23 protein-coding genes are annotated in these 21,844 nt (G+C 67.0%); 10 read left to right on the plus strand and 13 right to left on the minus strand.

What is annotated here, in order from left to right:
* Positions 1-111: 111 nt before the first annotated feature.
* The 5 genes from EG799_RS07950 to EG799_RS07970 all read left to right on the plus strand — a co-directional run bounded on the left by EG799_RS07950 (position 112) and on the right by EG799_RS07970 (position 4,222).
* Positions 112-2,229, plus strand: a complete 2,118-nt coding sequence (locus tag EG799_RS07950; protein WP_123880126.1) for a M13 family metallopeptidase — start codon at positions 112-114, stop codon at positions 2,227-2,229.
* A 103-nt stretch (positions 2,230-2,332) separates the two neighbouring features.
* Positions 2,333-3,178, plus strand: a complete 846-nt coding sequence (locus EG799_RS07955; protein ID WP_123880128.1) for an undecaprenyl-diphosphate phosphatase — start codon at positions 2,333-2,335, stop codon at positions 3,176-3,178.
* Between the two features lie 96 nt (positions 3,179-3,274).
* Positions 3,275-3,556, plus strand: a complete 282-nt coding sequence (locus tag EG799_RS07960; protein ID WP_123880130.1) for a GlsB/YeaQ/YmgE family stress response membrane protein — start codon at positions 3,275-3,277, stop codon at positions 3,554-3,556.
* A gap of 81 nt (positions 3,557-3,637) precedes the next feature.
* Positions 3,638-3,877 carry a hypothetical protein gene (locus EG799_RS07965; protein WP_123880132.1) on the plus strand — a complete coding sequence of 80 codons (240 nt, stop codon included), beginning with the start codon at positions 3,638-3,640 and terminating at the stop codon, positions 3,875-3,877.
* A gap of 75 nt (positions 3,878-3,952) precedes the next feature.
* The gene (locus tag EG799_RS07970; protein ID WP_123880134.1) at positions 3,953-4,222 is read left to right on the plus strand and encodes a hypothetical protein; all 270 of its coding nucleotides are present in this window, start codon (positions 3,953-3,955) and stop codon (positions 4,220-4,222) included.
* An 82-nt stretch (positions 4,223-4,304) separates the two neighbouring features.
* On the opposite strand, the gene phhA is transcribed toward EG799_RS07970, so the two are convergent.
* The 3 genes from phhA to EG799_RS07985 are packed head-to-tail and all read right to left on the minus strand — an operon-like array spanning position 4,305 to position 5,797.
* A complete protein-coding gene (gene phhA / locus EG799_RS07975) occupies positions 4,305-5,264 on the minus strand; it encodes a phenylalanine 4-monooxygenase (RefSeq protein ID WP_123880137.1) in 960 nt (319 codons plus the stop codon).
* A 42-nt stretch (positions 5,265-5,306) separates the two neighbouring features.
* Positions 5,307-5,501: a hypothetical protein gene (locus EG799_RS07980; protein ID WP_123880139.1), complete on the minus strand. Its 195-nt coding sequence runs from the start codon at positions 5,499-5,501 to the stop codon at positions 5,307-5,309.
* Positions 5,498-5,797, minus strand: a complete 300-nt coding sequence (locus EG799_RS07985) for a hypothetical protein (RefSeq protein WP_123880141.1) — start codon at positions 5,795-5,797, stop codon at positions 5,498-5,500. Before EG799_RS07985 ends, EG799_RS07980 begins: the two co-directional genes overlap by 4 nt.
* Positions 5,798-5,916: 119 nt before the next feature.
* On the opposite strand from EG799_RS07985, the gene recQ reads away from it, so the two are divergent.
* From recQ to asd, 4 genes are read left to right on the plus strand one after another with little or no spacing between them, the layout of a single operon-like run.
* The gene (gene recQ / locus EG799_RS07990; RefSeq protein ID WP_123880143.1) at positions 5,917-7,713 is read left to right on the plus strand and encodes a DNA helicase RecQ; all 1,797 of its coding nucleotides are present in this window, start codon (positions 5,917-5,919) and stop codon (positions 7,711-7,713) included.
* A gap of 53 nt (positions 7,714-7,766) precedes the next feature.
* The gene (locus EG799_RS07995; RefSeq protein ID WP_407641221.1) at positions 7,767-8,756 is read left to right on the plus strand and encodes a right-handed parallel beta-helix repeat-containing protein; all 990 of its coding nucleotides are present in this window, start codon (positions 7,767-7,769) and stop codon (positions 8,754-8,756) included.
* 47 nt (positions 8,757-8,803) lie between these two features.
* Complete coding sequence (locus tag EG799_RS08000) at positions 8,804-9,067, plus strand: DksA/TraR family C4-type zinc finger protein (protein WP_123880145.1); 264 nt, start codon at positions 8,804-8,806, stop codon at positions 9,065-9,067.
* 1 nt (position 9,068) lies between these two features.
* Positions 9,069-9,914 carry an archaetidylserine decarboxylase gene (asd, locus tag EG799_RS08005; protein ID WP_123880146.1) on the plus strand — a complete coding sequence of 282 codons (846 nt, stop codon included), beginning with the start codon at positions 9,069-9,071 and terminating at the stop codon, positions 9,912-9,914.
* Here asd and ribA read toward each other — a convergent pair.
* The 9 genes from ribA to pabB form a co-directional block, all read right to left on the minus strand.
* Positions 9,906-10,931: a GTP cyclohydrolase II gene (gene ribA / locus EG799_RS08010; RefSeq protein ID WP_234029074.1), complete on the minus strand. Its 1,026-nt coding sequence runs from the start codon at positions 10,929-10,931 to the stop codon at positions 9,906-9,908. The genes asd and ribA overlap by 9 nt on opposite strands.
* 41 nt (positions 10,932-10,972) lie before the next feature.
* Complete coding sequence (gene xth, locus EG799_RS14220) at positions 10,973-11,767, minus strand: exodeoxyribonuclease III (protein ID WP_234029075.1); 795 nt, start codon at positions 11,765-11,767, stop codon at positions 10,973-10,975.
* 285 nt (positions 11,768-12,052) lie between these two features.
* Positions 12,053-12,721, minus strand: coding sequence for a LolA family protein (locus EG799_RS08015; protein WP_123880150.1), 669 nt, complete (start codon positions 12,719-12,721; stop codon positions 12,053-12,055).
* A gap of 87 nt (positions 12,722-12,808) precedes the next feature.
* Positions 12,809-12,976: a 50S ribosomal protein L33 gene (gene rpmG, locus EG799_RS08020; RefSeq protein WP_047003840.1), complete on the minus strand. Its 168-nt coding sequence runs from the start codon at positions 12,974-12,976 to the stop codon at positions 12,809-12,811.
* Between the two features lie 135 nt (positions 12,977-13,111).
* Complete coding sequence (gene arfB / locus EG799_RS08025; RefSeq protein ID WP_123880152.1) at positions 13,112-13,516, minus strand: alternative ribosome rescue aminoacyl-tRNA hydrolase ArfB; 405 nt, start codon at positions 13,514-13,516, stop codon at positions 13,112-13,114.
* Entirely contained in the window at positions 13,516-14,184 is a 669-nt protein-coding gene (locus EG799_RS08030) for an RluA family pseudouridine synthase (protein ID WP_123880154.1), read from the minus strand. Before EG799_RS08030 ends, arfB begins: the two co-directional genes overlap by 1 nt.
* Entirely contained in the window at positions 14,181-14,450 is a 270-nt protein-coding gene (locus EG799_RS08035) for a hypothetical protein (RefSeq protein ID WP_123880156.1), read from the minus strand. The genes EG799_RS08030 and EG799_RS08035 overlap by 4 nt, the downstream gene beginning before the upstream one ends.
* The gene (locus tag EG799_RS08040; RefSeq protein WP_199798286.1) at positions 14,447-15,616 is read right to left on the minus strand and encodes a pyridoxal phosphate-dependent aminotransferase; all 1,170 of its coding nucleotides are present in this window, start codon (positions 15,614-15,616) and stop codon (positions 14,447-14,449) included. Before EG799_RS08040 ends, EG799_RS08035 begins: the two co-directional genes overlap by 4 nt.
* A gap of 5 nt (positions 15,617-15,621) precedes the next feature.
* On the minus strand, positions 15,622-17,421 hold the full coding sequence (gene pabB / locus EG799_RS08045; RefSeq protein WP_123880158.1) for an aminodeoxychorismate synthase component I: 1,800 nt from the start codon (positions 17,419-17,421) through the stop codon (positions 15,622-15,624).
* Between the two features lie 69 nt (positions 17,422-17,490).
* On the opposite strand from pabB, the gene EG799_RS08050 reads away from it, so the two are divergent.
* The gene (locus EG799_RS08050) at positions 17,491-19,065 is read left to right on the plus strand and encodes a helicase HerA-like domain-containing protein (protein WP_123880161.1); all 1,575 of its coding nucleotides are present in this window, start codon (positions 17,491-17,493) and stop codon (positions 19,063-19,065) included.
* Positions 19,066-19,084: 19 nt separating this feature from the next.
* On the opposite strand, the gene EG799_RS08055 is transcribed toward EG799_RS08050, so the two are convergent.
* Positions 19,085-21,766 (minus strand): M1 family metallopeptidase, encoded by a 2,682-nt coding sequence (locus EG799_RS08055; RefSeq protein WP_123880163.1) that lies wholly within the window; start codon positions 21,764-21,766, stop codon positions 19,085-19,087.
* Positions 21,767-21,844: the final 78 nt, after the last annotated feature.

Raw genomic sequence — 21,844 nt, forward strand, 5'->3', positions numbered from 1 at the left:
TGTTTCATTTGTAATCGGCGTGATGTGCCGACATATCACGCCGGCGCGTCCCCCTCGCATCGCGAGCGGCGGAACCGCGCGCAGAGTTTCACTCGAACCGAAAGGCCGCCCATGATCCGCAAACTTCTTGCAACCGGCGTATCCGCCGCCGCGCTCGCTCTCTCCCTGCCCGCCGCTGCACAGGACGAGGAGCGCGCGCCGACGCCGACCATGGAATTCGGCGACTGGGGCTTCGATCCCGACGCGCTCGATCCCTCGGTCGATCCGGGTGACGACTTCTTCGAATACGCCAACGGCAAGTGGATCCGCGAGAACCCGATCCCGGCCGAATACAGCCGCTTCGGTGCTTTCAATATCCTGCGCGAGCAGTCGACCGCCGACGTCGAGACGCTGGTGCGCGATCTCGTCGCTTCCAACCCGGCCCCGGGATCGACAGAGGCGCGGATCGTCGCCGCCTACAATTCCTATCTCGATACCGACGCCATCGACGCCGCCGGTCTGGCCCCCGCCTATCCCTATCTCAGCAACATCTACAACGCATCCTCGCTGGAGGACCTGGTCGAACTGTTCGCCGAACCGGGCTATCCCTCGCTCGTGTCCGGCGGCGTGACCGTGGATGACAAGGATCCCAACGCCTACATCGTGTCGCTGGGCTTCAACGGCATGGGCCTGCCGGACCGCGACTACTACCTGGTCGACAGCGAACGGAACGAGGAAATCCGCGCCCGCTACATGGATTACCTCGAATTCATGCTGGGCAAGGCCGGATACCAGGATCCGGCCGCTGCAGCGCAGGCGGTCTACGATTTCGAGCGGCAGGTGGCCCAGGTCGAGTGGGATCGCACGATGCTGCGCAATTCCGACCTCACCTACAACAAGCTGAGCCGTGATCAGGTGCTGGCCATGTCCTCCACCTTCCCGACGCGCGCGCTGCTGCAGGCCGAGGACTTCGCCGACCAGGACTATTTCCTCGTCTCGCAGGAACCGCCGAGCGCGGAGGAAGCGGCCGAGTTGGGTCTGGACGCGGAAGATCTCGCCAAGATCGGCGGGGGTCTGCCGGCGATGATGGAATTGCTGACGACCACCCCGCTCGCCACCCTCAAGGCGTACATGGCCAAGGAATTCCTCTCGAACAACGCCTCGGTCCTGCCGAGCGAGCTCGACAACGCCAATTTCGATTTCTTCGGCAAGTTCCTCGGCGGCCAGGAAGAGCAGCGCCCGCGCTGGAAGCGGGCCATCGCCTCGACCGAGGGACAGCTCGGCGAACAGCTCGGCCAGCTTTACGCCGAGCGGTATTTCCCGGCCGAGAGCAAGGCGGCGATGGAGCAGCTGGTGGCGAATTTGCGCGCCTCGCTCGGCCAGAGCATTGCCGAGAACGACTGGATGACGCCGGAAACCAAGGAGCAGGCGCAGGCGAAGCTCGCCAGCTTCTTCCCCAAGATCGGCTATCCCGACGAATTCGAGACCTATGACGGGCTGGAGATCGTTCCCGGCGATCCGCTGGGCAACCGTATCCGCTCGATCGCCTGGAACGTCGAGGACAACAAGAGCAAGCTGGGCGAACCGGTCGACCGGACCGAATGGTTCATGCTGCCCCAGACGGTCAACGCCTATTACAATCCGTCCTTCAACGAGATCGTGTTCCCGGCCGGTATCCTGCAGCAGCCCTTCTTCGGGCCGGACGCGGACCTTGCCGTGAACTATGGCGGCATCGGTGCCGTCATCGGTCACGAGATGGGCCACGGCTTCGACGACCAGGGCTCCAAGTACGACGCCAGCGGTGCGCTGGCGAACTGGTGGCAGGATGCCGACCGCGCCCGCTTCGACGAACTCGGGGATCAGCTGGTGGAGCAGTACAACAGCTACTGCCCGTACGACGATGGCGAGACCTGCGTGAACGGCCGCTTCACGCTGGGCGAGAACATCGGCGATGTCGGCGGCCTGTCGGTCGCCTACCGCGCCTACAAGATGGCGCTGAACGGTCGGGAGGCTCCCGTCATCGACGGCCTCACCGGCGACCAGCGCTTCTTCCTCGCCTGGGCGCAGGTGTGGCGCTCGATCCAGCGCGAGGCGGCGGGCCGGCAGCGCCTGCTGACCGATCCGCACAGCCCGGAGGAATATCGCACCAACGGCGCGGTGCGGAACATGGATGCCTGGTATCAGGCCTTCAATGTGACGCCGGATGACGATCTCTACCTGCCGCCGGAAGAGCGCGTGGTCATCTGGTAACGCCTGAACACGAGCGTTCGAACATCGGGTGCGGGGGCGAGGTCTTGACTTCGCCCCCGCAAGCGTATTGGCGGCAGAAGTCTTTCTGGGAGCCGCTTTCCGCATGACCTTCCTGCAAATGCTGATCCTCGCCATCGTGCAGGGGGTCACCGAATTTCTCCCGATCTCCTCTTCCGGGCATCTGATCCTCACGCCGATCTTCTTCGGCATGCCCGATCAGGGACCGATGCTGGACATTTCCGTCCATGTCGGTTCGCTGCTCGCCATCATCGTCTATTTCTTCAAGGACGTGATGGTGCTGGCACGCGGCGGTTTCGCGACCGTGGGCATCGGCCGCGCCCCGCACGAAAAACGCCTGTTCTGGTGGATCATCCTGGGCACCATTCCCGCGGTGGTGGTGGGCCTGTCGATCAAGCTGGGCGCGTTCAATTCCATCGCCGAAACATGGTTCGGCCTGACGGTCGAGAATGACGACCTGCTCGAATCCCTGCGCTTCACCGATCTGATCGCGGTGAACCTGATCGTCTACGGCATCCTGCTCGGCATCGCCGATCGCTTCGGCCCCGAAAGGCGCCGGTTCGAGGACATGACCTGGCGCGACGGGCTGATCGTCGGACTGGCGCAGGCCCTGGCGCTGATACCCGGGACAAGCCGCTCGGGCATCACCATGACGGCGGCCCGCACGCTCGGCTTCCACCGGGTGGAAGCGGCGCGCTTCTCCTTCCTGCTGTCGATCCCGGCGGTCGCGGGGGCAGGCGTGCTGATCCTGCCCGACCTGTTCGAGGCCGGAAGCGAGCTGGTGACGGAAGCGCTGATCACGGGCGGGCTGACCTTCATCGCCGCCTTCGCGACCATGGCGTTCCTGATGAACTTCCTGAAGAAGGCTTCGATGCTGGTCTTCGTGATCTATCGCATCGCGATGGGCGTGCTGCTGCTCGCCCTGTTCTGACCTGTTGCCCCTGCGCCACACTGCCCCGCATCGTGCGCGGATAGGGAACCAATATATGTTTATCCGGTTGGATATCGAACGAAGCCTCGAGAGGATGTGCGCGAATTGGTCGGTCTGGTGTTCATGGTCGTTGCCGGTGCGATCGTCGGATGGATCGCGGCCTTCGTGGCGCGAAGCGACGGAACGCGCGCGCTTCAGCACAACGTAGCCGCCGGTATTCTCGGCGCGCTGGTCGCCGGGATCGCGATCAGTCCCGCGCTCGGAACGGGCGAGATGCTGGGCGAAAGCTGCCGCATCAGTGCGCTTCTCGTGTCGCTTGCCGGTGCTGTTGCCTTTATTTTGCCATTAAACCTGTTCCGGCTTCCTGATTTGCGTTAAGCGAGTCGGTGGATGCCTTATTCTGGTCATTCATTTTCCCGGGAAGGCGCGTGCGCCGCCCGTTTGTGAAAAGGAAGCATAATGAAGAAGATCGTAGCCATCGCCGCCGCCACCGCCCTGGGTCTGGGCGTCGCCGCCTGTGATAGCGCCGCCGAGAACGAGGCCGAGGACAATATCGAGCAGATGGAAGACGCTCGCGACGCCCAGGTGAACGAGATGGAAGCCTCCGGCCAGATCACCGACGAGCAGGCCGACGCCATGGACGACCAGACCGACGCGATGGAAGAGAACGCGGAAGACCAGGTCGACGAAACGATGTAAGCTGCTTGCAGCATCTACATGCGGGAAGGGGTGCCCATCGCGGGCGCCCCTTCTTGGTTCTAGGAAGGAAATGACATGAAGAAGATTGTTGCGATTGCATCCGCCGCTGTCCTGGGCCTCGGCCTGGCCGCCTGCGACGGTCCGAACGAGAATGCCATGGAAGACGCCGGCGAGCAGCAGGCCGAAGCCGTGAACGAGCAGGTCGACGCGATGGAAGACGCCGGCACGATGAGCGACGAGCAGTCCGATGCCATCACCGACCAGGTCGAAGATCGCGCCGATGCCATGGAAGAGCAGGGCGAGGCGATGGACGAAGGCGCGGCGGACGCCAACGACGCCATGTAACCTTCGCCTTCGTGCGACATGAAAAGGCCGGCACCCGCATGACGGGGGCCGGCCTTTTTCGTTTGTGCGCTGGCGATGGCGGTTACACCGGATCGGCGTCCGATCCGCGCCCGCCGCGCAGGAAGTATTCCTGGGTACCGCGATGCAGGACGTAGTCGACGTCGATCACCGCGGAATTGGCATAGGTGAAGCCGGGCGAAAGGTTGCGGTAAAGCCGATCGAAATCGCGCTCCACCGTCTGCCGGAACAGATCCTCGAAACTCTCGATCACGAAATAGGTCGGTTGCAGGTCGTCGATCACGTAATCGGTGCGCATGACGCGGTCGACATTCAGCATGATGCGGTTGGGCGACTGGCCCTCCAGCGCGAAGATGGCTTCGCGCGGGCCGCTCGAAATGCCGGCACCGTAGATCCGCGGTTCGCCCTTCTCCATGACGAGACCGAACTCGACCGTGTACCAGTAGAGCGCGCCCAGCGCCTTGAGCCGGTTGTGCCGCATCGCCTTCCACCCGGCGCGGCCGTATTCCTGCATGTAATCGGCGAAGGTCTGGTTGGTCAGCAGGGGAACGTGGCCGAACACGTCGTGGAAGACGTCGGGCTCCTGGATGTAGTCGAACGTCTCGCGGGTGCGGATGAAATTGCCCGCCGGAAAGCGCCGGTTGGCGAGGTGCCAGAAGAACACGTGATCGGGAATGAGCATGGGAACCGGCACCACGCTCCACCCCGTCATGTCTCCCAGTTCCTCCGACAGACGCCCGAAATCGGGCACGCCGCCCTTGCCCAGGTCGAGCTTTTCCAGCCCGTCCAGCATGGCCGAACAGGCGCGGCCGGGAAGGATTTCCATCTGCCGGGCGAACAGTTCGTCCCAGATGCGATTGTCCTCGCTGTCGTAGTCGGTCTGTGCCGGCTCGAGCCAGTCCTCGGTAACGTGTTCGGGGCGCTTGAGCGGGGCGGTGAAGACGTCGCTGGAAACGTCGGGAAGGGTGCTGAAATCCGGGGCGTCGCCGGGCGTCGCGCGGGGTGTGTCGGCAAGATCGTTCATGCGGCGGTTACTATCACACCGCGCGGCGTCCCGCCAATCGTCCTATCGCCGGGCAGGCGGTGCGCCGGGTGCTTCGGGTTCGCGCGTATCGAGCATGTCCGCCGCGTCGGCGAGCGCCGCTCGTTCTCCCCTGGTCGGCGCGCGCGGCGGGTCGGCTGCGTCACCCGAACAGGCGGCGAGAAAGAGGACGAGGCCCGGCACCAGGAAATGCCGGCGCCGGGCCGGGTCCATCGTCACTCCATCGAATCCTCGGCTTCGGAGGTGGCGGCCTCGGCGGCGGCCATCGCGTCGTCGACGGTGCTCTGCGCGGCGTCGGCGGCGTCCTCGGCGCTCTGGTCGTTCTCCTCGATGGTCGCCTCGGCCTGCTGCGGCGTCATCGTCTCCTGCGCGGCGGGCGGCGGGACGTCGGCCATGGCCTCGTCCGCAGGGACTTCGACGGTGTCGGCGACCGCGTCTTCCGACGCATCGGTGGAATCGCCGCAGCCTGTCAGCGCGAAGGCAAGCGGAACGGCGGCAAGGACAAGTTTCTTCATCGGGATAGCCCCTCTTCACTGGTGTTGGACGCGCCCGTTCCTAGCGGCGTCGGGGCGATGTGAAAATGCGCTTTTCGCACCCTAGGAACGCGGCGTCTCATCTGTCACACGCACGGTCCATGCCATCGGCCCCAACCCTCGACCGCGCGCGGGAAGACCTGCGTCGCCTGTTCGGCTTCGCCGACTTCCGCGGCAGCCAGCCCGATGTGATCGCACGGGTTCTGGCGGGCGAGAACACGCTGGCGGTCATGCCGACGGGGGCCGGCAAGTCGCTCACCTATCAGTTGCCCGCCACCATGCTCGACGGAACCTGCGTGGTCATCTCGCCGCTGATCGCCCTGATGCACGACCAGTTGCGCGCCGCGCGGGCGAACGGCATTCGCGCGGCCACCCTGACCAGCGCCGATGCCGACTGGCGCGAGACGCTCGATGCCTTCCGCAGCGGCGAGCTGGACCTGCTCTACGTCGCCCCCGAACGCGCCAGCCAGCCGGCTTTCCGCGAGCTGCTGGGAAGCGCGCCGCTGTCGCTTTTCGCCGTGGACGAGGCGCACTGCGTGTCCGAATGGGGGCACGATTTCCGCCCCGACTACCGGCAGTTGCGCCCGCTGATGGACGCCTTTCCCGCCGTGCCGCGCCTCGCGCTTACGGCGACGGCGGATGCGCATACCCGTGCCGATATCCTGGCACAGCTGGGAATACCCGACGAAGGTCTGGTGGTGGCCGGCTTCGACCGGCCCAACATCCGCTACGTCATCGCCCCGCGCGAATCGCTGCCCCGGCAACTGGCCCGTCTGTGCGCGGACAATCCCGGCCCCGGCATCGTCTACGCACCCACGCGCCGGAAGGTGGAGCAGCTGGCCGAGAGCCTCGCGCGCGACACCGGCCGGCCTGTGCTGCCCTACCACGCCGGCCTGCCGGCGGAGGAACGGGCGGCGAACCAGGCGGCCTTCGTAGCCAGCGAGGACATGGTGATCGTGGCGACCATCGCCTTCGGCATGGGAATCGACAAGCCGGACGTGCGGTTCGTCGCCCATGCCGGCATCCCCAAGTCGATCGAGGCCTATTACCAGGAAACCGGGCGCGCCGGGCGCGACGGCGATCCGTCGGTGGCCCTCATGCTCTGGGGGGCGGGCGACTTCGCCACCGCCCGCGCGCGCGTCGCCGATATGGACGCGGCGCGGCAGGGCGGCGAGCGCCAGCGGCTCGACGCGCTGGCCGGCCTGGTCGAGACGGCGGGCTGCCGCCGCGCGGTGCTGCTGCGTCATTTCGGCGAGGATCCGCCGCCGGCCTGCGGCAATTGCGACAACTGCCTCGACCCGCCCGAGGTGATCGACGTGACGCAGCTGGCGCGCAAGCTGCTATCCGCCGTCTATCGCACCGGGCAGAGCTTCGGCTTCGGCCATCTGCAGAAGGTGCTGACGGGCGCGGAGGATGAGCGCGTCCGGGCCAGGGGGCACGATGACCTGTCGGTTTTCGGCATCGTCGAGGGGGCCGATGCCGCTCTGCTGCAACCCGTCGCGCGGGCCTTGCAGGTGCGGGGCAGCCTGGTGGCCACCGAACATGGCGGTCTGCATCTGGCAGGCGACGCGCCCGATCTGCTGAAGGGCGAGGCGCAGCTGTTCATGGTGCGCCCCCCGGTGCGGCCGGGTGGCAATCGCGGGCACGGGCGCAGGCGGGGTGACAGCACGCCCAATCCGGTCGGCGATCCGCTGTTCGAGGCACTTCGCACCCTGCGCCGCGATCTCGCCAGCGAAGCGCAGGTGCCGCCCTATGTCATCTTTCACGATTCGGTTCTGCGCGACATGACCGCTGCGCGCCCCGCCAGCCTCGACGCGCTCTCGAACGTCCCGGGCGTCGGGGCGAAGAAGCTCGCCGCCTATGGCGAGGCGTTCCTGAAGGTCATCGCCCGCAACTGACAATGCGCAGGTGTTGACGCGGCCTTAACCTTCCCCGCGCTATCCATGCCGGCGTGACCAACCCGGCGGCCCATATCGTTCCCAGACGCCTGTCGGCGAAGGCCGCCGCGCCGTTCTCGGTACTGGCCGTGTTGGCGATCCCGATAGCGAGCCTGATGGCGCAGGAGCGCGCCGCTCCCTTCACCGTGATCGAGACCGGGCAGGGCTATGCCAGGCTTCAGGACGCGGTCGACGCTATCGGCGATGCGCGGGGCACCATCGCCATCGCGCCGGGCCGGTACGAACAATGCGCGGTGCAGAGCAGCGGCGATCTCTCCTACTTCGCGAACGATCCCGGGTCCGCCATCTTCGACGGCGTCGCGTGCGAGGGCAAGGCGGCGCTGGTGCTGCGCGGTCGCGGAGCCGAGGTAGCGGGGCTGATCTTCGAACACATTCGCGTGCCCGACTTCAACGGCGCGGGCATCCGGCTGGAGCGGGGCGATCTGACCGTCGCGCAAAGCTGGTTCCGCGACAGCCAGCAGGGTATCCTGACCGCGAACGATCCGGCCGCCACGCTGGTGGTCGACCGGTCCACCTTCTCCCGCCTCGGCACCTGCGAGGGAGCGGGCGGCTGCGCGCATTCGATCTACACCGGCGAATACGGCCATGTCCGCATCACCAATTCCCGCTTCGAGGAAGGGCGCGGCGGCCATTACGTGAAGGCGCGCGCCGCGCGCGTGGATATCGCCGCATCCAGCTTCGACGACGCGGCGGGCCGCGCGACCAACTACATGATCGACCTGCCGGGCGGGGCCGCCGGGCAGATCAGCAACAACTGGTTCGTGCAAGGGGCGGACAAGGAGAACTACGCCGCCTTCATCGCCGTCGCGGCCGAGGGGCGCGCGCATGACAGTTCGGCGCTTGCCGTCACGAACAACGATGCCCGTTTCGCCACCGGGGTGGACCGCGAATCCATCTTCGTGGCGGATTGGTCGGGCGATGTGACGAACGTCGCCGACAACAGCCTCGCCCCCCGCCTGACCCGCTACGAACGCATCCGCTGAGGAACGGGCGGCCGCTCCCGCCCGTTGAGGTGGGGAAGGAGGCCGACATGGCAGGCGGATGGTCGCGCGACGGCGCGGTTCAGGATCAGATCGACGATACGGTGAGCGATGCGGTCGCCGCGGCCCGTTCGCGGATGCCGCGGGGCGAGAGCGCGGAATACTGCGATATCTGCGGCGAGGATATCCCGCAAAAGCGGCGCGAGGCCGTGCCCGGCGTGCGCACCTGCGTGGCCTGTCAGTCGGGCCGCGACAGCGCCGTGCGCCACTCCTCCATCAACCGGCGCGGGTCCAAGGACAGCCAGCTGCGCTGACATGAGCCGTGCGTTCATCCGGTTGCAGCGGGCCGTGCCGCATCACGCGGTCTCGCGTCTCGCCGGCACGTTCGCCGCGAGCGAGACGCCGTGGCTGAAAACCCTGCTGATCCGCCGATTCATCGCCGCCTATGGCGTGAACATGGCCGAAGCGGCGCGGCCCGTGGAAGCCTATCGCAGTTTCAACGACTTCTTCACCCGCGAACTCAGGCCCGGCGCGCGTCCGCTGGCCGATGCCGGGCGGCACGTCCTCAGCCCGGCGGACGGCACGATCAGTCAGATCGGCCGGGTGAAGGAGGGGCGCATCTTCCAGGCCAAGGGCCGGCATTTCACGGCGCGGCAGCTGCTGGGCGGGGATGCCCAGGCGGCCCGGCGGTTCGAGGGCGGAGCCTTCGCCACGATCTACCTGAGCCCGAAGGATTACCACCGCGTCCACATGCCCGCCGCCGGCCGGCTGGCGACGACGACCTACGTTCCGGGCGACCTGTTTTCCGTCAACCAGGTCACGGCGGAAAACATCGACGGTCTGTTTGCCCGTAACGAGCGGCTCGCCTGCCTGTTCGACGGGCCGCACGGTCGCTTCGCCAGTGTCATGGTCGGGGCCATGATCGTGGCGGGGATCGAGACGGTGTGGTCGGGCCTCGTCGAAACCCACGCGTCCGAACTCGTGCGCGAGGATTTCGGTGGCCGCGACCTGTCCTACGATGCGGGCGACGAGATGGGTCGCTTCATCCTCGGTTCGACCTGCGTGCTGCTGTTCGAGCCGGGACGCGTGGAATGGCTGGCGGACAGGCGCGCCGGCGACGCCGTGCGCATGGGAGAGGCGCTGGGGCGCTGGTCAGCGTAGCAGGTGCCCGGCGCGGTCGCGTTTGGTGGCGAGATAGCGTTCGTTGTGCGGGTTCGGCGCCAGTTGATGCGGCACGCGCTCCACGATGGTGATCCCGGCATTCTCCAGCGCGACGACCTTTTCGGGGTTGTTCGTCATTAGCCGCACCCGCGCGATCCCCATGAGATCCAGCATCCGCGCGGCCAGCGGGAAATCGCGCGCCTCCTCGGGCAGGCCGAGCCGGGCGTTGGCATCGAGCGTGTCATAGCCGTCATCCTGCAAGCGGTAGGCGCGCAGCTTGTTGACGAGGCCGATGCCGCGCCCTTCCTGCCGCATGTAGAGCAGCACGCCCCAGCCGCCGGCATCCGCCTCGCGCGCCATGACCGCGAGCGCGCCATCCAGTTGCGGGCCGCAATCGCATTTGAGGCTGCCGAAGATGTCGCCCGTCAGGCACTCGGAATGCAGGCGGACGAGCGGCACGCGGTCCGAATTGCGGGTGCCCAGCACGAGCGCGACGTGCTCGCGCATGTCGTCGGCGCTGCGGAAGGCGACGATCTCGGCATCCTGCCTCGCGGCGATCGGCAGACGGGCGCGGGTGGCGATGGCGAGGTTCGCCGGGGCGGACCAGGTGGCGAGGTCGCCCGCGCGCAGGGCGACGGCCTCCCCGGCGGGCTGCGGATCGACGAGGAAGGCGGGCAGTATCCCGGCGACACGCGCCAGCTCCATCGCCGCCCGGGCCGCGTCCGTCCAGCGCAGTTCCTCGGCCAGGAACGGGCCCTTCAGCGGGTTTGCCGGGTCGAGCGCGGGGTCGGCTATCGGCAGCGCGGCGGCAATATCGAGCGCTTCTGCCGCGCGGATCAGCGCCGGCGAATGGCCGTCCGCCGCCTCACGCTGATTGGCGAGCCGGAGGGTCTTCGCGCGCGCCGCGGAGATAAGCATTCGGGCAGACGCGGTAGCCGGGTCGGGCGCCGTTTCCACCGGTTGCAGCACCGGCGCACCCTCGAGCGCGATGGGCCAGCCGTGGCGCAGCGCATCCACCGCCTGCGCGACGCGCCGCGCCGGGGAAGGCGATCCGCGTGTCAGAGGTCGATTTCCGTCACGAGCGGTACGTGGTCGCTCGGCTTGTCCCAGCTGCGCGCGTCTTCCAGCACGCGGTGTCCTGTAACCTGGCCCGAAAGGTCCGGGCTTGTCCACATGTGATCGAGCCGCCGCCCGCGATCGTTTACCCGCCAGTCCTTGCTGCGATAGCTCCACCAGCTGTAATACCGCTCCGGCGCGGCGATTTGCTGGCGTCCGATATCGGCCCAGCCATGCGCGTCCATGAAGCGTTGCAGGGCGTCGACCTCGACCGGCGTATGGCTGACCACTTTCAGCAGCTGCTTGTGGCTCCAGACGTCGCATTCGAGCGGAGCGACGTTGAAATCGCCGACGATCATGGTCGGTCGCTCCACCCCATCGGCCCAGCGTGTCATGCGCTCGAGAAAATCGAGTTTCTGCCCGAATTTCTGGTTAACCGCGCGGTCCGGCACGTCGCCGCCCGCCGGGACATAGACATTCTCCAGGACCATGCCCTTGCCCGGCCCCAGCAGTTCCACGCCGACATGGCGCGCCTCGCCGTTGTCCTGCCAATCGTGCCTGGAGAAGTCGCGCAACGGAATGCGGCTGACCGTCGCCACGCCGTGATACCCCTTCTGCCCGTGCACCGCGACATGCTCGTAACCCAGTTCGGCGAAAGCCTTGTAGGGGAACTGCTGCTCTTGGCACTTGATCTCCTGCAGGCACAGGACGTCGGGGGACTGTTCCCGAAGGAAGCGCGCGACGATCGGCATTCGCAGGCGAACCGAGTTGATGTTCCAGCTGGCGATAGAGATCATTCGCGCAGCGTTAGAGGCGCAAGCGCCTTTAGCAAACCCCGGGGTGCGCCAGGGCATGGCGCGGACAAACGAAAACCCTCGTCCCGGGGGCATTGGGACGAGGGTTCGTTTTGAGCGTTCGTCACGCTTCGCGAAACACGCCGGCTTGTCGAGGCAAGGGCAACAGGGGGGAAACCCGCCTCACCGCCGCATTCCGTTGACCCAAATTAGGATCGGCCGGCTGTCTCGCCAATGAATATTTGCTGCGTTCTGTCGCAAAGATACAACATTTCGACCATGCGCCGTTCAGCCGGGGCGACGGGACGAACGCCGGGGATCGCGATACCTGAACGTGCTGTCGGCGACGGCCATGCCGTACCGGTGGTTGCGCAGGCGCACGGTCGTGCGCTGGTTCTGGGAATCGAGCGCCACCCAGTTGGTCAGCTGAAGCCCGCCGGGCGCGCGGGCGTTTTCCACGAAGATAAGCGTGATCGTGCCGTATTCGGGCTTGTTCGGATCGGCCACCTCGATGCTGATGACATCGGAATTCGCCGTCCGCTGAACGGTGCCGTAGCGCCGCATGTCGCGGCTCGGATCGAGCAGCGCGCCGAGCGGCGAGTTGCTGATCGGCCAGCGTTCGACCTGGTTGACCTCGTAATCGACCAGCGTCAGCGCGTCGCCGTTGGACACGACAAGCATGTTCGTGCCGCTGCCGTATTCGAAACGGATCTTGCCCGGATTCTTGAGCGTGAGTTCGCCATTCACGGTGTTGCCCGACCGGTCGGTCTGGGTGAAATCCGCCTTCATCGTGGTGATCGCGCGCAGGGCGCGAACCGCACGGTCGAGCTGGCTGGTATTCGACTGTGCAGAGGCGCTCGCCAGCGGAACCGCGAGCGAGGCGGGGAGGGCGAGAGCCATAGCGCCGGCGAAGGCGACAACGATTGGCTTGCGAAGGGTTTTCGTCACGGGGTTCATGCTCCGGGAGTTAGAATCGGAGCGTTGAACCGATTGTGAACCCGGCAGGTTCCCGGGGTTCAGGCGGCACGGAACGCCGGCGCGAACCTACTTGATCTTGCCTTCCTTGTACTCGACATGCTTCTTCGCGATCGGATCGTACTTGCGGAAGGTGAACTTTTCCGTGTGGTTGCGCGGGTTCTTCTTCGTCACGTAGAAGTGGCCGGTATCCGCAGTCGAATTGAGGCGGATCTTGATGGTTGCGGGCTTCGCCATGTTTCACGTCCAGTAAGCTTGAAAGGCCGTGGCCGGCCCGAAAACAACACGGGCGACGCACGGCGCCGCCCTCACCGGCGCGCCTTTGCTGGAGAATCAGCCAAAAGTCAAGCGCGGTCCGGGAACGGCGGCCTCTCAGTAGTCGACCTTGCCGCGCAGCGCCTTCTTCTGGCCGTGCGCCTTCTTGTTGGCCAGCCGCTTGCGCTTGTTCAGCCGGTTCACGCGGGACTTCGCGCGCTTCTTCGGCTCTTTCACCGCTTCCGCGATCAGGTCCGCCAGCCGCTCGCGCGCCTCGCGTCTGTTGGCGTCCTGCGTGCGGTGGTTACGCGCGTCGATGACGATTTCGCCCGTCTGGTTGAGACGGTTGCCCGCCAGATCGCTCAGCCGGTGAAAGATACGCGGGGGGAGCGCGAGTTCGTAGATGTTGACCCGCAGCTGTACGGCGGTCGCGACCTTGTTGACGTTCTGTCCGCCCGGCCCGCTCGCCGCGACGAAATTCTCCTCGGCGATGGCGTTGGCCCGGTCGAGGATGCGGCCCATCAGCCCTCGTCCTGCGCCGCCACGCCGAACCGCGCGAAATCGGCGGGTAATGGCGCCTTCGCCGCGATGTCGGGCTTGCCGTCGCGCGGTACGACGAGCGCCTGGGCGTGCAGCATGGTGCGGCCGACGCGCGCATCCTTGTGACCATAGACCGGATCGCCCAGCAACGCGCGGCCCAGACCGCTGGCGGCGTGGACGCGGATCTGGTGGGTTCGGCCGGTCTCGGGGCGAAACTCCACCACCGTCAGTCCGCCATCGAGCTCGGCCAGCTTCGTCCAGTGGGTGACGGACGGTTTGCCCTTCCTCGCCGGGATCATCCGCCAGCCCTTCGCCTCGGTGCTGACCTTGGAAAGCGCCAGCTCCACCGTGCCCTCGTCATTCTCGATCCGGCCGGCGAGGATGCCGAGATAGGTCTTGGTGACCTGCTTCTCCTGAAACGCCATGCCGAAGCGCTTGAGCGCCTTGGGATTGCGGGCGAGGAGCAGGCAGCCGCTGGTATCGGTGTCGAGCCGGTGGACCGCCTGGGGCGCCCGCTGGAAACCCAGCTTCAGCTCCTCGAGATGATCCTCGAGCGAGGGCCCGCCCCGGCGCGGCGGATCGACCGGCAGGCCCGCCGGCTTGTCGATGACGAGCGCCTCGCCGTCCTCGTAGACGATCTGCGGGGTCATGCCGGACCCTGCGCGGAAACGAAGATCACGGTGATCGTCACCAGCAGCAGGCTGATCGCCAGATGCGCCACGATCTTCATGATGAGCGAGGGGCCGATAAGGAATGCCGGATCGTCCGCCCATAACAGGGTCAGCGGGATCGCATTCGCCAGCGCGAGGCAGGCGGGCGCCTTGACTTGCCAGCGCACCGCCCGGATACGCGCCGCGAGCACCGGCAGGAGCACGGACAGGCCGAGCAGGCTGGCGCTGAAGAGAAAGTCGTTCACGCGAGGGCTCCTTCGATTCGATCCAGCGCTTCGGCGAGCGTCGCCTCGTCCGCCGCGAAGCTGAGGCGGAAGCCGTCCCGCCCTCCGAATGCGCTGGCCGCCACTACCGCAACCCCGTTTTCGAGCAAGTGCAGGGCGAGGTTTCCGTCGTCTCCGGCAAACCGGTCCATGATCGGCGTGGCATCGACGAGGGCGTAGAACGCGCCCTCGGGGGGACGGCAGGACAGGCCGGGAATAGCGTTCAGCCTGCCCGTCACCAGATCGCGGCGACGGCGCAGGACAACCCTCCAGTCTGCGAGGAAATCCTGCGGGCCAGCAAACGCGGCCACGGCGGCGGCCTGACTGACGGCGCAGGCATTGCCGCTCGAATTGCTCTGGAGCTGCGCCATGGCCTGCACCAGCCAGGCCGGCCCTGTCGCCACGCCGATGCGAAAGCCTGTCATTGCGTGACTTTTCGACACGCCCGAGACCGTAAGCACGCGATCGGCGAGATCGGGCGCGATGGCGGCCAGCGTGGCGTGGGGTTGCCCGGTATAGATCAGAGGCGCGTAGATATCATCGCTCAGCACCAGTATGCCGGGATGCGCGCGCAGCACGTCGGCAACGCCTTCCAGCATCGCGGCGGGATACACGGCGCCGGTCGGATTGCCGGGAGAGTTCAGCACCAGCCACCTGGTGCGGGAGCTTACCAGCGGGAGGAGATCTCTCGGATCGAAGCGAAAGCCATCGCGCGCATGTGTCTCGAGCCGAACCACCCGTCCGCCGCAGAACCGCACCATCTGCGGATAGCTGACCCACCAGGGACAAGGCACGATGACCTCGTCACCGGCGTCCAGCGTGGCGGCGAACGCTTCGAAGATCGCCTGTTTCCCGCCGGCTGTCGCGATGACATGCGCGGGATCGGCCGTGATGCCCAGATCGCGCGCGAAATGCTCTGCCGCCGCTTCGCGCAATTCCGGGGTGCCGGCAACCGGGGTGTAGCGTGTTTCGCCCGCGTCCAGCGCCCGTTTCGCGGCTCCGATGACGTGGCCCGGGGTGGCGAAATCCGGTTCGCCGACCGATAGCGCGATCACGTCGCGCCCGCCGGCCCTGAGCGCGGTGGCGCGGTCGGTCATGGCGGTGGTGGGAGAAGCCTCGATCCGGTCGAGCGCCCGCGACAGGTGCAGGGTCGTCACGGCAACAACAGCCGCGCGGCATGAAGGCCGCGCAGCGCGTTGCCGATCAGGAAACCGTCGGCCAGATCGTCCAGCGTCAGGTCCGCCTCGCGCGCCCTGCCGCCCTCGATCAGCGAGCGGCGCAGCACGCCGGGCAGCAGACCGAGAGAAAGGGGCGGAGTTTCCAGCATTCCACCGCGTTCGACGAAGATGCTGGACCAGGCTCCTTCCGTCACGCGCCCGTCCTCGCGTACCAGCACCGCTTCGACAGCTCCCTCGTCCCGCGCAGCTTCCAGCGCCGCGGTGTAGAAGGCGCGATCGGTGGTCTTGTGGGACAGGCGCCAGTCGGTCGGCACCACCGGATGCGGCAGGGCGATGCAGGGGGCGGGGTCGGGCAGGGCGGGGGGCAACTCGCCCGCTTCAAGCGCGGTCGCCCCGCCACGCGAAAGCAGCAGCCTCACGCATGCGGGTTCTTCCAGCTCGAAGCACAGCGCCTGGATGCGGTTGCGCGTTTCGTGCCGGTCGAAGGCGAAGCCGAGCGCGGCAGCGCTCCCCTTCATGCGTTCGAGATGCATTTCCAGGAGGGGGATGCCGCCCTCGGGATCGAAACGCATGGTCTCGATAAGATCATGTCCGCCCGCGGCCCCGCGCGCGAACGCGCCCTTGACCAGTGCTTCGCGCCATTCGGTCAGCGGATCGGAATCCGCCACGATCGCGCCGCCGACGCCCAGCACCGCCCGGTGACGCTGGTTCTCTCCGGGTGTCAGGCGCACGGTACGGATGGCGACGTTGAATGCGGCGTCGCCGTTTGCGTCGATCCTCCCGATGGCGCCGCAATAGGGTCCGCGCGCGTCGCGCTCGACCGTGTCGATCAGCTCCATGGCGCGAATCTTCGGCGCCCCGGTGACAGAGCCGCAGGGGAACAGCGCGGTCAGCAGGTCGATCGCGTTCCTGTCCGGTGCCAGCGTTGCCTCCACCGTGCTCGTCATCTGGTGGACGGTGGGATAGCTTTCGATGGCGAAGGGGTTTCGCACCCGCACGCTGCCCGCCTGCGCGACCCGGCCGAGATCGTTGCGCATCAGGTCGACGATCATCAGGTTCTCCGCCCGGTCCTTGTCGCTGTCCGCAAGCTCCGCGGCCATCGCGTCGTCCTCCGCCCTGTCCGGCGCGCGCGGGCGGGTGCCCTTCATCGGCCGGGCGCGGATGCTGTCGCCCTTCAGCGAAAAGAACAGTTCGGGGCTGAAGGAGAGCAGCCAGTGCGACCCGTCGAACACCAGTCCGCCATATCCCGCAGCCGCCTGGGGGCGGATCGCGGCGTAGAGCGCCAGCGGATCGCCGCGTGCCGGGCCGGCGAGGCGGAAGGTGAGGTTGGCCTGGTAGATATCGCCGGCCCGGATCGCGTCCTGCAAGCGGCCGAACGCCTCGCAATAGTCGCCCACGGCCTGTTGCGGGGCGAGCGGGCCGATGCTCGCCGAACCGTCCGCATGCGCATCGAGCCAGGCGGGCATGTCGGGCGCGCGAATGGTTCGGGGCGCGTCGAACAGGCCGAGCCAGACGAGCGGACCGGCCGCTCCGCTGCGCGCATGCGTGCGGGACGCCAGCCGCTCCTCCAGGGCCAGGCCCGCCTCGTAGGCGATGTATCCGGCCAGATGCTGCCCGCCATCGCGCCGCGCGGCGTCGGCTTCGGCCAGCGTATCGGCGACCTGCTCCGCCCGCGTGGCGGCGAAGACCCGTGCCGGATCGGTGAACAGGTGCGCATCGCCCGCGCCCGCCGCGCGCGCGTCGTCGAGCAGCACGAAGGGGGTCTTGCGCTCCATCGGCTCCGCTGTAGGGTCCAAGCCGCAAGCTGGCAACAAAGCGACAAGACAAGGGGCATGCGGGCGCGAATGGCGGACATTTATCTGGGCAATGCGCTCGATGGCGAACGTCAAGCGCTCGACCTTACCCGCGCCAACCGGCACGGGCTGATCGCGGGCGCGACGGGCACCGGCAAGACGGTGACGTTGCAGGGCATGGCGGAAAGCTTCTCTGCGGCCGGCGTCCCGGTCTTCCTGGCCGATGTGAAGGGCGATCTGTCAGGTATCGCCCTGCCCGGCTCCCCCGGCTTCAAGCATGCCGCCGCGCTGGAGAAGCGGGCCGCCGAGCTGGGCATGGCGGACTACGCCTATTCGGACAATCCGGTGGTGTTCTGGGATCTGTACGGTGAGCAGGGACACCCGATCCGCACCACGGTTTCCGAGATGGGACCGTTGCTGCTCGCCCGCCTGCTCGACCTCAACGAGACGCAGGAGGGTGTCCTCCAGATCGTCTTCCGCCATGCGGACGAGAACGGCTTGCTGCTGCTCGACTTCGCCGATCTGCGCGCAGTTCTCGGCTGGGCCTACGACAACGCGAAGGAGCTGTCGGGAACCTACGGCAACGTGTCGAAAGCGTCGGTCGGCGCGATCCAGCGGCAATTGCTCAGCTTCGAGTCTCAAGGGGCCGCCGAGTTCTTCGGCGAACCGGCGCTGGAAATCGACGATTTCCTCGCCCTCGACGACAAGGGCCGTGGCATCATCAACGTGCTTGCCGCCGACCGGCTGATGCGCAGTCCCAAGCTGTACGCGACCTTCCTGCTGTGGCTGCTGGCCGAACTGTTCGAGACCCTGCCCGAGGTCGGCGATCCGGAAAAACCGAAGCTGGTCTTCTTCTTCGACGAGGCGCACCTGCTGTTCGACGATGCGCCCGGGGCGTTGCAGGAAACAATCGAGCGGGTCGTGCGATTGATCCGGTCGAAAGGCGTGGGCGTCTATTTCGTGACGCAGAACCCCATCGACATTCCCGAACAGGTCGCCGGCCAGCTGGGCAACCGCGTGCAGCACGCGCTGCGTGCCTTCACCCCGCGCGACAGGCGTGCGATCAGGGCCGCGGCGGAGACGTTTCGCATCAATCCCGATCTCGACGTGGAGACGGCGATCACCGAACTGCGCGTGGGCGAGGCGCTGGTCTCGACGCTGATGGAGGATGGCGCGCCCTCTGTCGTCAAGCGCACGCTCATCAAGCCACCGCGTTCCAGGCTGGGACCGATCGACGCGGGGGAACGGGCGATCGTCCAGTCGGCCAGTCCCTATGCCGGCAAGTATGACGAACGGATCGACCGCGAAAGTGCGGAGGAACTGCTCGCCGCGAAGGGCGAGGACGCTGCCGCGACGGCGGAGGAGGTCGCGGCGCGAGGGGAGGAGGCGGTGCGCGGAAGGGAGCGCAAGTCGCCGTCCATCTGGGGCAAGGCGATGAAGCGCGCGGGCGCGGCGGCGGCAGGCTCCATGGCTTCCGTCGCGGCGGCCAGCATCACCGGTCGCCGCAGCCGCGCCAACCCGACACGCACGGCGATGACATCGGGCATCGGTTCCATCGCCACCGACCTGGCCGGCCCCGTGGCGGGGCGCTTCGTCAGGAACCTGATCGGCGGCCTCATGCGATAGGCCGCCGGCCCGGCAATGGTCAGCCCTCGCGGCGGCCCAGCCAGTCGATAATCGCCGCTTCGACCCGCGGATCCGTCTCCAGCCGTACCCGGAAGGCGTTGATCGCCCGGTCGAGCGACACGGCCTCGTCATCGGGAATGTCCGCGCGATATTCCTCGAGCCGTTCCAGCTGCGCCGGATCGCGCGAGCCGTAGGTCAGGCCGGCGATGTAGCCCTGCCAGCCCGATGGATCGACCAGTTCGCGCACTTCGTCCTGGTGCTGCATCACGAAATCGTAGGCGAGCTCGGGATGCTGCGCGGCGACCTGACGGATGATGGCGGCGGAGGTCGTCCCCGCTTCTCCGGTCAGCGCGAAGTTCAGGGCCTGGCGCGCCAGCGCCTCGTCCTCCGGCGCGCCGAGCAGCGTGTAATAGGTCGCCCTTTCGGTGGTGCTGGTGGACTTGACGGCGAGTTCGGACAGCAGCGCCCACTCGCTGGTGGTGAGGTTGTTGCCGGCGATCCCCAGCCACAGGTTCTTCATCGACCCGTCGAGCGCGCGCGGATCGTCCTCCAGCATGGCGAAGCGGCGCCGGGCCTCGGCCTGGACGCCCTCGTCGCCCATGGTGTCGAAGGCCCCGATCAGCGCATTGCGCAAATTGGCGTCGACGACGGGCTCACCCGCCTTCGCATCATAGCCGAGCGCGTCAAGGCGCGGCCGCCATTTCTCCGTGGCGATCTCGGCAATCCGCGAACGCTCGGCGGCGTTGTCTTCGGAAACGGCCGAATAGATGGAAGCCCACTGCTGCACGGCGAACTGCGCCACGATGGGGTTCGCATCGGGCGGCACCTGCTCGAGCAGCGCCAGCGGTCGGTCCCACGCCTGGTAGTCGCCGACAGCGAGCGCGAAGCCGTCCCGCATGAGACCAAGCTGGTCGATGGGGGCAAGGCCGGAAAAGCCATCGGCGATCCGCTGCGACAACCGCGGAGAATAGAGCGTGCGGTAATAGCCGAGCTGGCCCGAATTGACGACGAGTGGCGCGCTGCACCCGGGGAGCGAATGCTCCATCCGGTTGTCGAGCACCATGTCGACAGGATCGCTCGAGCCATTGGCGATGGAGAGCGGGACCAGCCAGTGCGCCGGCTCGGCCTCTGTTTCTGCCTTGCGGTCGCGGCTGAACTGCGACTGCACCAGTTGCAGCTGCGTCTGCCCGTTGACGCAGGGGCCATCGGCCAGCACCAGCGGCACGCCGGGCTGCAGGGTGAAATCGTCGGCGATCGCGGGCAGATCGCTTGCGCCCGCTTCCGCGATGGCCCGCCACAGATCGGGGCTTTGCGTATTGCCGTACTGATGACGCTGGAAATAGGCTTGCAGGCCGCGCTGCCAGACATCCGCGCCGGCATAGTCCTCGAACATGCCGATCAGCGCCTCGCCCTTGGAATAGGTGATGGTGTCGAAGGCCTGCGCGGTTTCCGCGACGGTCGAGATATCCTGGATGACCGGATGCGACGTCGCATCGTCATCCGCGTTCATCGCCGCTTCGCGCACGTTGACGCGGCCCAGATCGCCATACCATTCCGGATGGAGATCGTTGGTGACCTTGGTTTCGAGCCAGCTGGCGAAGGCTTCGTTGAGCCACAGATCGTCCCACCAGGCCATCGTCACGATGTCGCCGAACCACTGGTGCGCGGTCTCGTGTGCCTGGACGCTGAAGATCGACTGGCGCGTGGCGGGGCTGGTATTGGCCGGATCGTTGAGCAGGATACGCTCGAATGTCAGGATCGAGCCCCAGTTTTCCATCGCGCCGAAGAATTGCGACTGGCCGGGCGCGGTCACGTTGTCGAGCTTGGGCAGGGGATAGGCGATGCCGAAATAATCGGTAAACCACGGCATCAGCGGTTTGAGGCCGTCGAGCGCGTATTGCGTCTGCTCCCCGCTGCCCGCCGGCGCCACGATGCCCACCTCGGTCCCGGTATCGGCCATGGCCGAATTGCGCTCGAAATCGCCGAGCGCGAAGAACAGCAGATAGCTGCTCATGATCGGCGTGGTGCGGAAGGTGACGCGCTTGGTGCCGTTGCCGAGATCCTCTTCCCCGGCAATCGGCATGTTGCCAACCGCCATCAGGTCGGCGGGCACGATCGCGGAAAGGTCGAAGGTCGCCTTGTAGGAAGGCTCGTCGAACAGCGGCGCGAACCGGCGTGCGTCCGGCGCCTCGAACTGGGTGAACAGCGCGCGCACTTCCTCGCCCGTGCGCTTGTCGGGATAATCGAGCGCGAACAGGCCGGCCGCCTGGGTGCCGATGGTGCCGGCATACTGCGTCTGCAACTGGTACGTTCCCGGCGCGAAGCGACTGTCCGCGGTGAAGGTGACGGTGTCGAGTTCCCCGTCATAGCTGACCGCCATTTCCTCCCTCAGGCCGTTCGGCGCGACGAGCACGGCAGAGGTGATGTCCAGTCCCTTGGCATGCATGGTGATCGAGCGGGTCGCCTCGTAGACCTCGATCGTCGCGGTCGACGCGCCGGAGAAGGTCAGGTTCTCGGCGTCGGGCACCACCTGGATCGCGTAGTTGAGCGGCCGGGCGATACGCGGCAGATCGCTGGTTACGTCGGCGGGCAACGGGGCGGCGGTGAAGGTGGGCGCGGTCGCGCCATCCTGCGGGGCGGGGACGGTGGCGCATCCGGCGAGCAGGGCGGCGGCGAGGGCGGCAAGGGAAGCGTGGCGCATGACAGGGGACTTTCGCGACAGAACGGTCTTGTTGAGCGCCGGGTAGCAAGCCTGCTCCGACTTGGCGACGGAAAATGT

The organism is Aurantiacibacter spongiae (genome assembly GCF_003815535.1).
In the GTDB taxonomy this organism is placed as follows: Bacteria; Pseudomonadota; Alphaproteobacteria; order Sphingomonadales; family Sphingomonadaceae; genus Alteraurantiacibacter; species Alteraurantiacibacter spongiae.

Coding starts and splice junctions, on each gene's coding strand:
- EG799_RS07955 (WP_123880128.1), top strand. CDS start 2,333: ATGACCTTCCTGCAAATGCTGATCCTCGCCATCGTGCAGGGGGTCACC.
- EG799_RS08055 (WP_123880163.1), bottom strand. CDS start 21,766: ATGCGCCACGCTTCCCTTGCCGCCCTCGCCGCCGCCCTGCTCGCCGGA.
- EG799_RS08030 (WP_123880154.1), bottom strand. CDS start 14,184: ATGACCCCGCAGATCGTCTACGAGGACGGCGAGGCGCTCGTCATCGAC.
- EG799_RS08050 (WP_123880161.1), top strand. CDS start 17,491: ATGGCGGACATTTATCTGGGCAATGCGCTCGATGGCGAACGTCAAGCG.
- EG799_RS07965 (WP_123880132.1), top strand. CDS start 3,638: ATGAAGAAGATCGTAGCCATCGCCGCCGCCACCGCCCTGGGTCTGGGC.
- phhA (WP_123880137.1), bottom strand. CDS start 5,264: ATGAACGATCTTGCCGACACACCCCGCGCGACGCCCGGCGACGCCCCG.
- xth (WP_234029075.1), bottom strand. CDS start 11,767: ATGATCTCTATCGCCAGCTGGAACATCAACTCGGTTCGCCTGCGAATG.
- EG799_RS07970 (WP_123880134.1), top strand. CDS start 3,953: ATGAAGAAGATTGTTGCGATTGCATCCGCCGCTGTCCTGGGCCTCGGC.
- pabB (WP_123880158.1), bottom strand. CDS start 17,421: ATGGAGCGCAAGACCCCCTTCGTGCTGCTCGACGACGCGCGCGCGGCG.
- EG799_RS08000 (WP_123880145.1), top strand. CDS start 8,804: ATGGCAGGCGGATGGTCGCGCGACGGCGCGGTTCAGGATCAGATCGAC.
- rpmG (WP_047003840.1), bottom strand. CDS start 12,976: ATGGCGAAGCCCGCAACCATCAAGATCCGCCTCAATTCGACTGCGGAT.
- recQ (WP_123880143.1), top strand. CDS start 5,917: ATGCCATCGGCCCCAACCCTCGACCGCGCGCGGGAAGACCTGCGTCGC.
- EG799_RS07950 (WP_123880126.1), top strand. CDS start 112: ATGATCCGCAAACTTCTTGCAACCGGCGTATCCGCCGCCGCGCTCGCT.
- EG799_RS07985 (WP_123880141.1), bottom strand. CDS start 5,797: ATGAAGAAACTTGTCCTTGCCGCCGTTCCGCTTGCCTTCGCGCTGACA.
- asd (WP_123880146.1), top strand. CDS start 9,069: ATGAGCCGTGCGTTCATCCGGTTGCAGCGGGCCGTGCCGCATCACGCG.
- EG799_RS08015 (WP_123880150.1), bottom strand. CDS start 12,721: ATGAACCCCGTGACGAAAACCCTTCGCAAGCCAATCGTTGTCGCCTTC.
- arfB (WP_123880152.1), bottom strand. CDS start 13,516: ATGGGCCGCATCCTCGACCGGGCCAACGCCATCGCCGAGGAGAATTTC.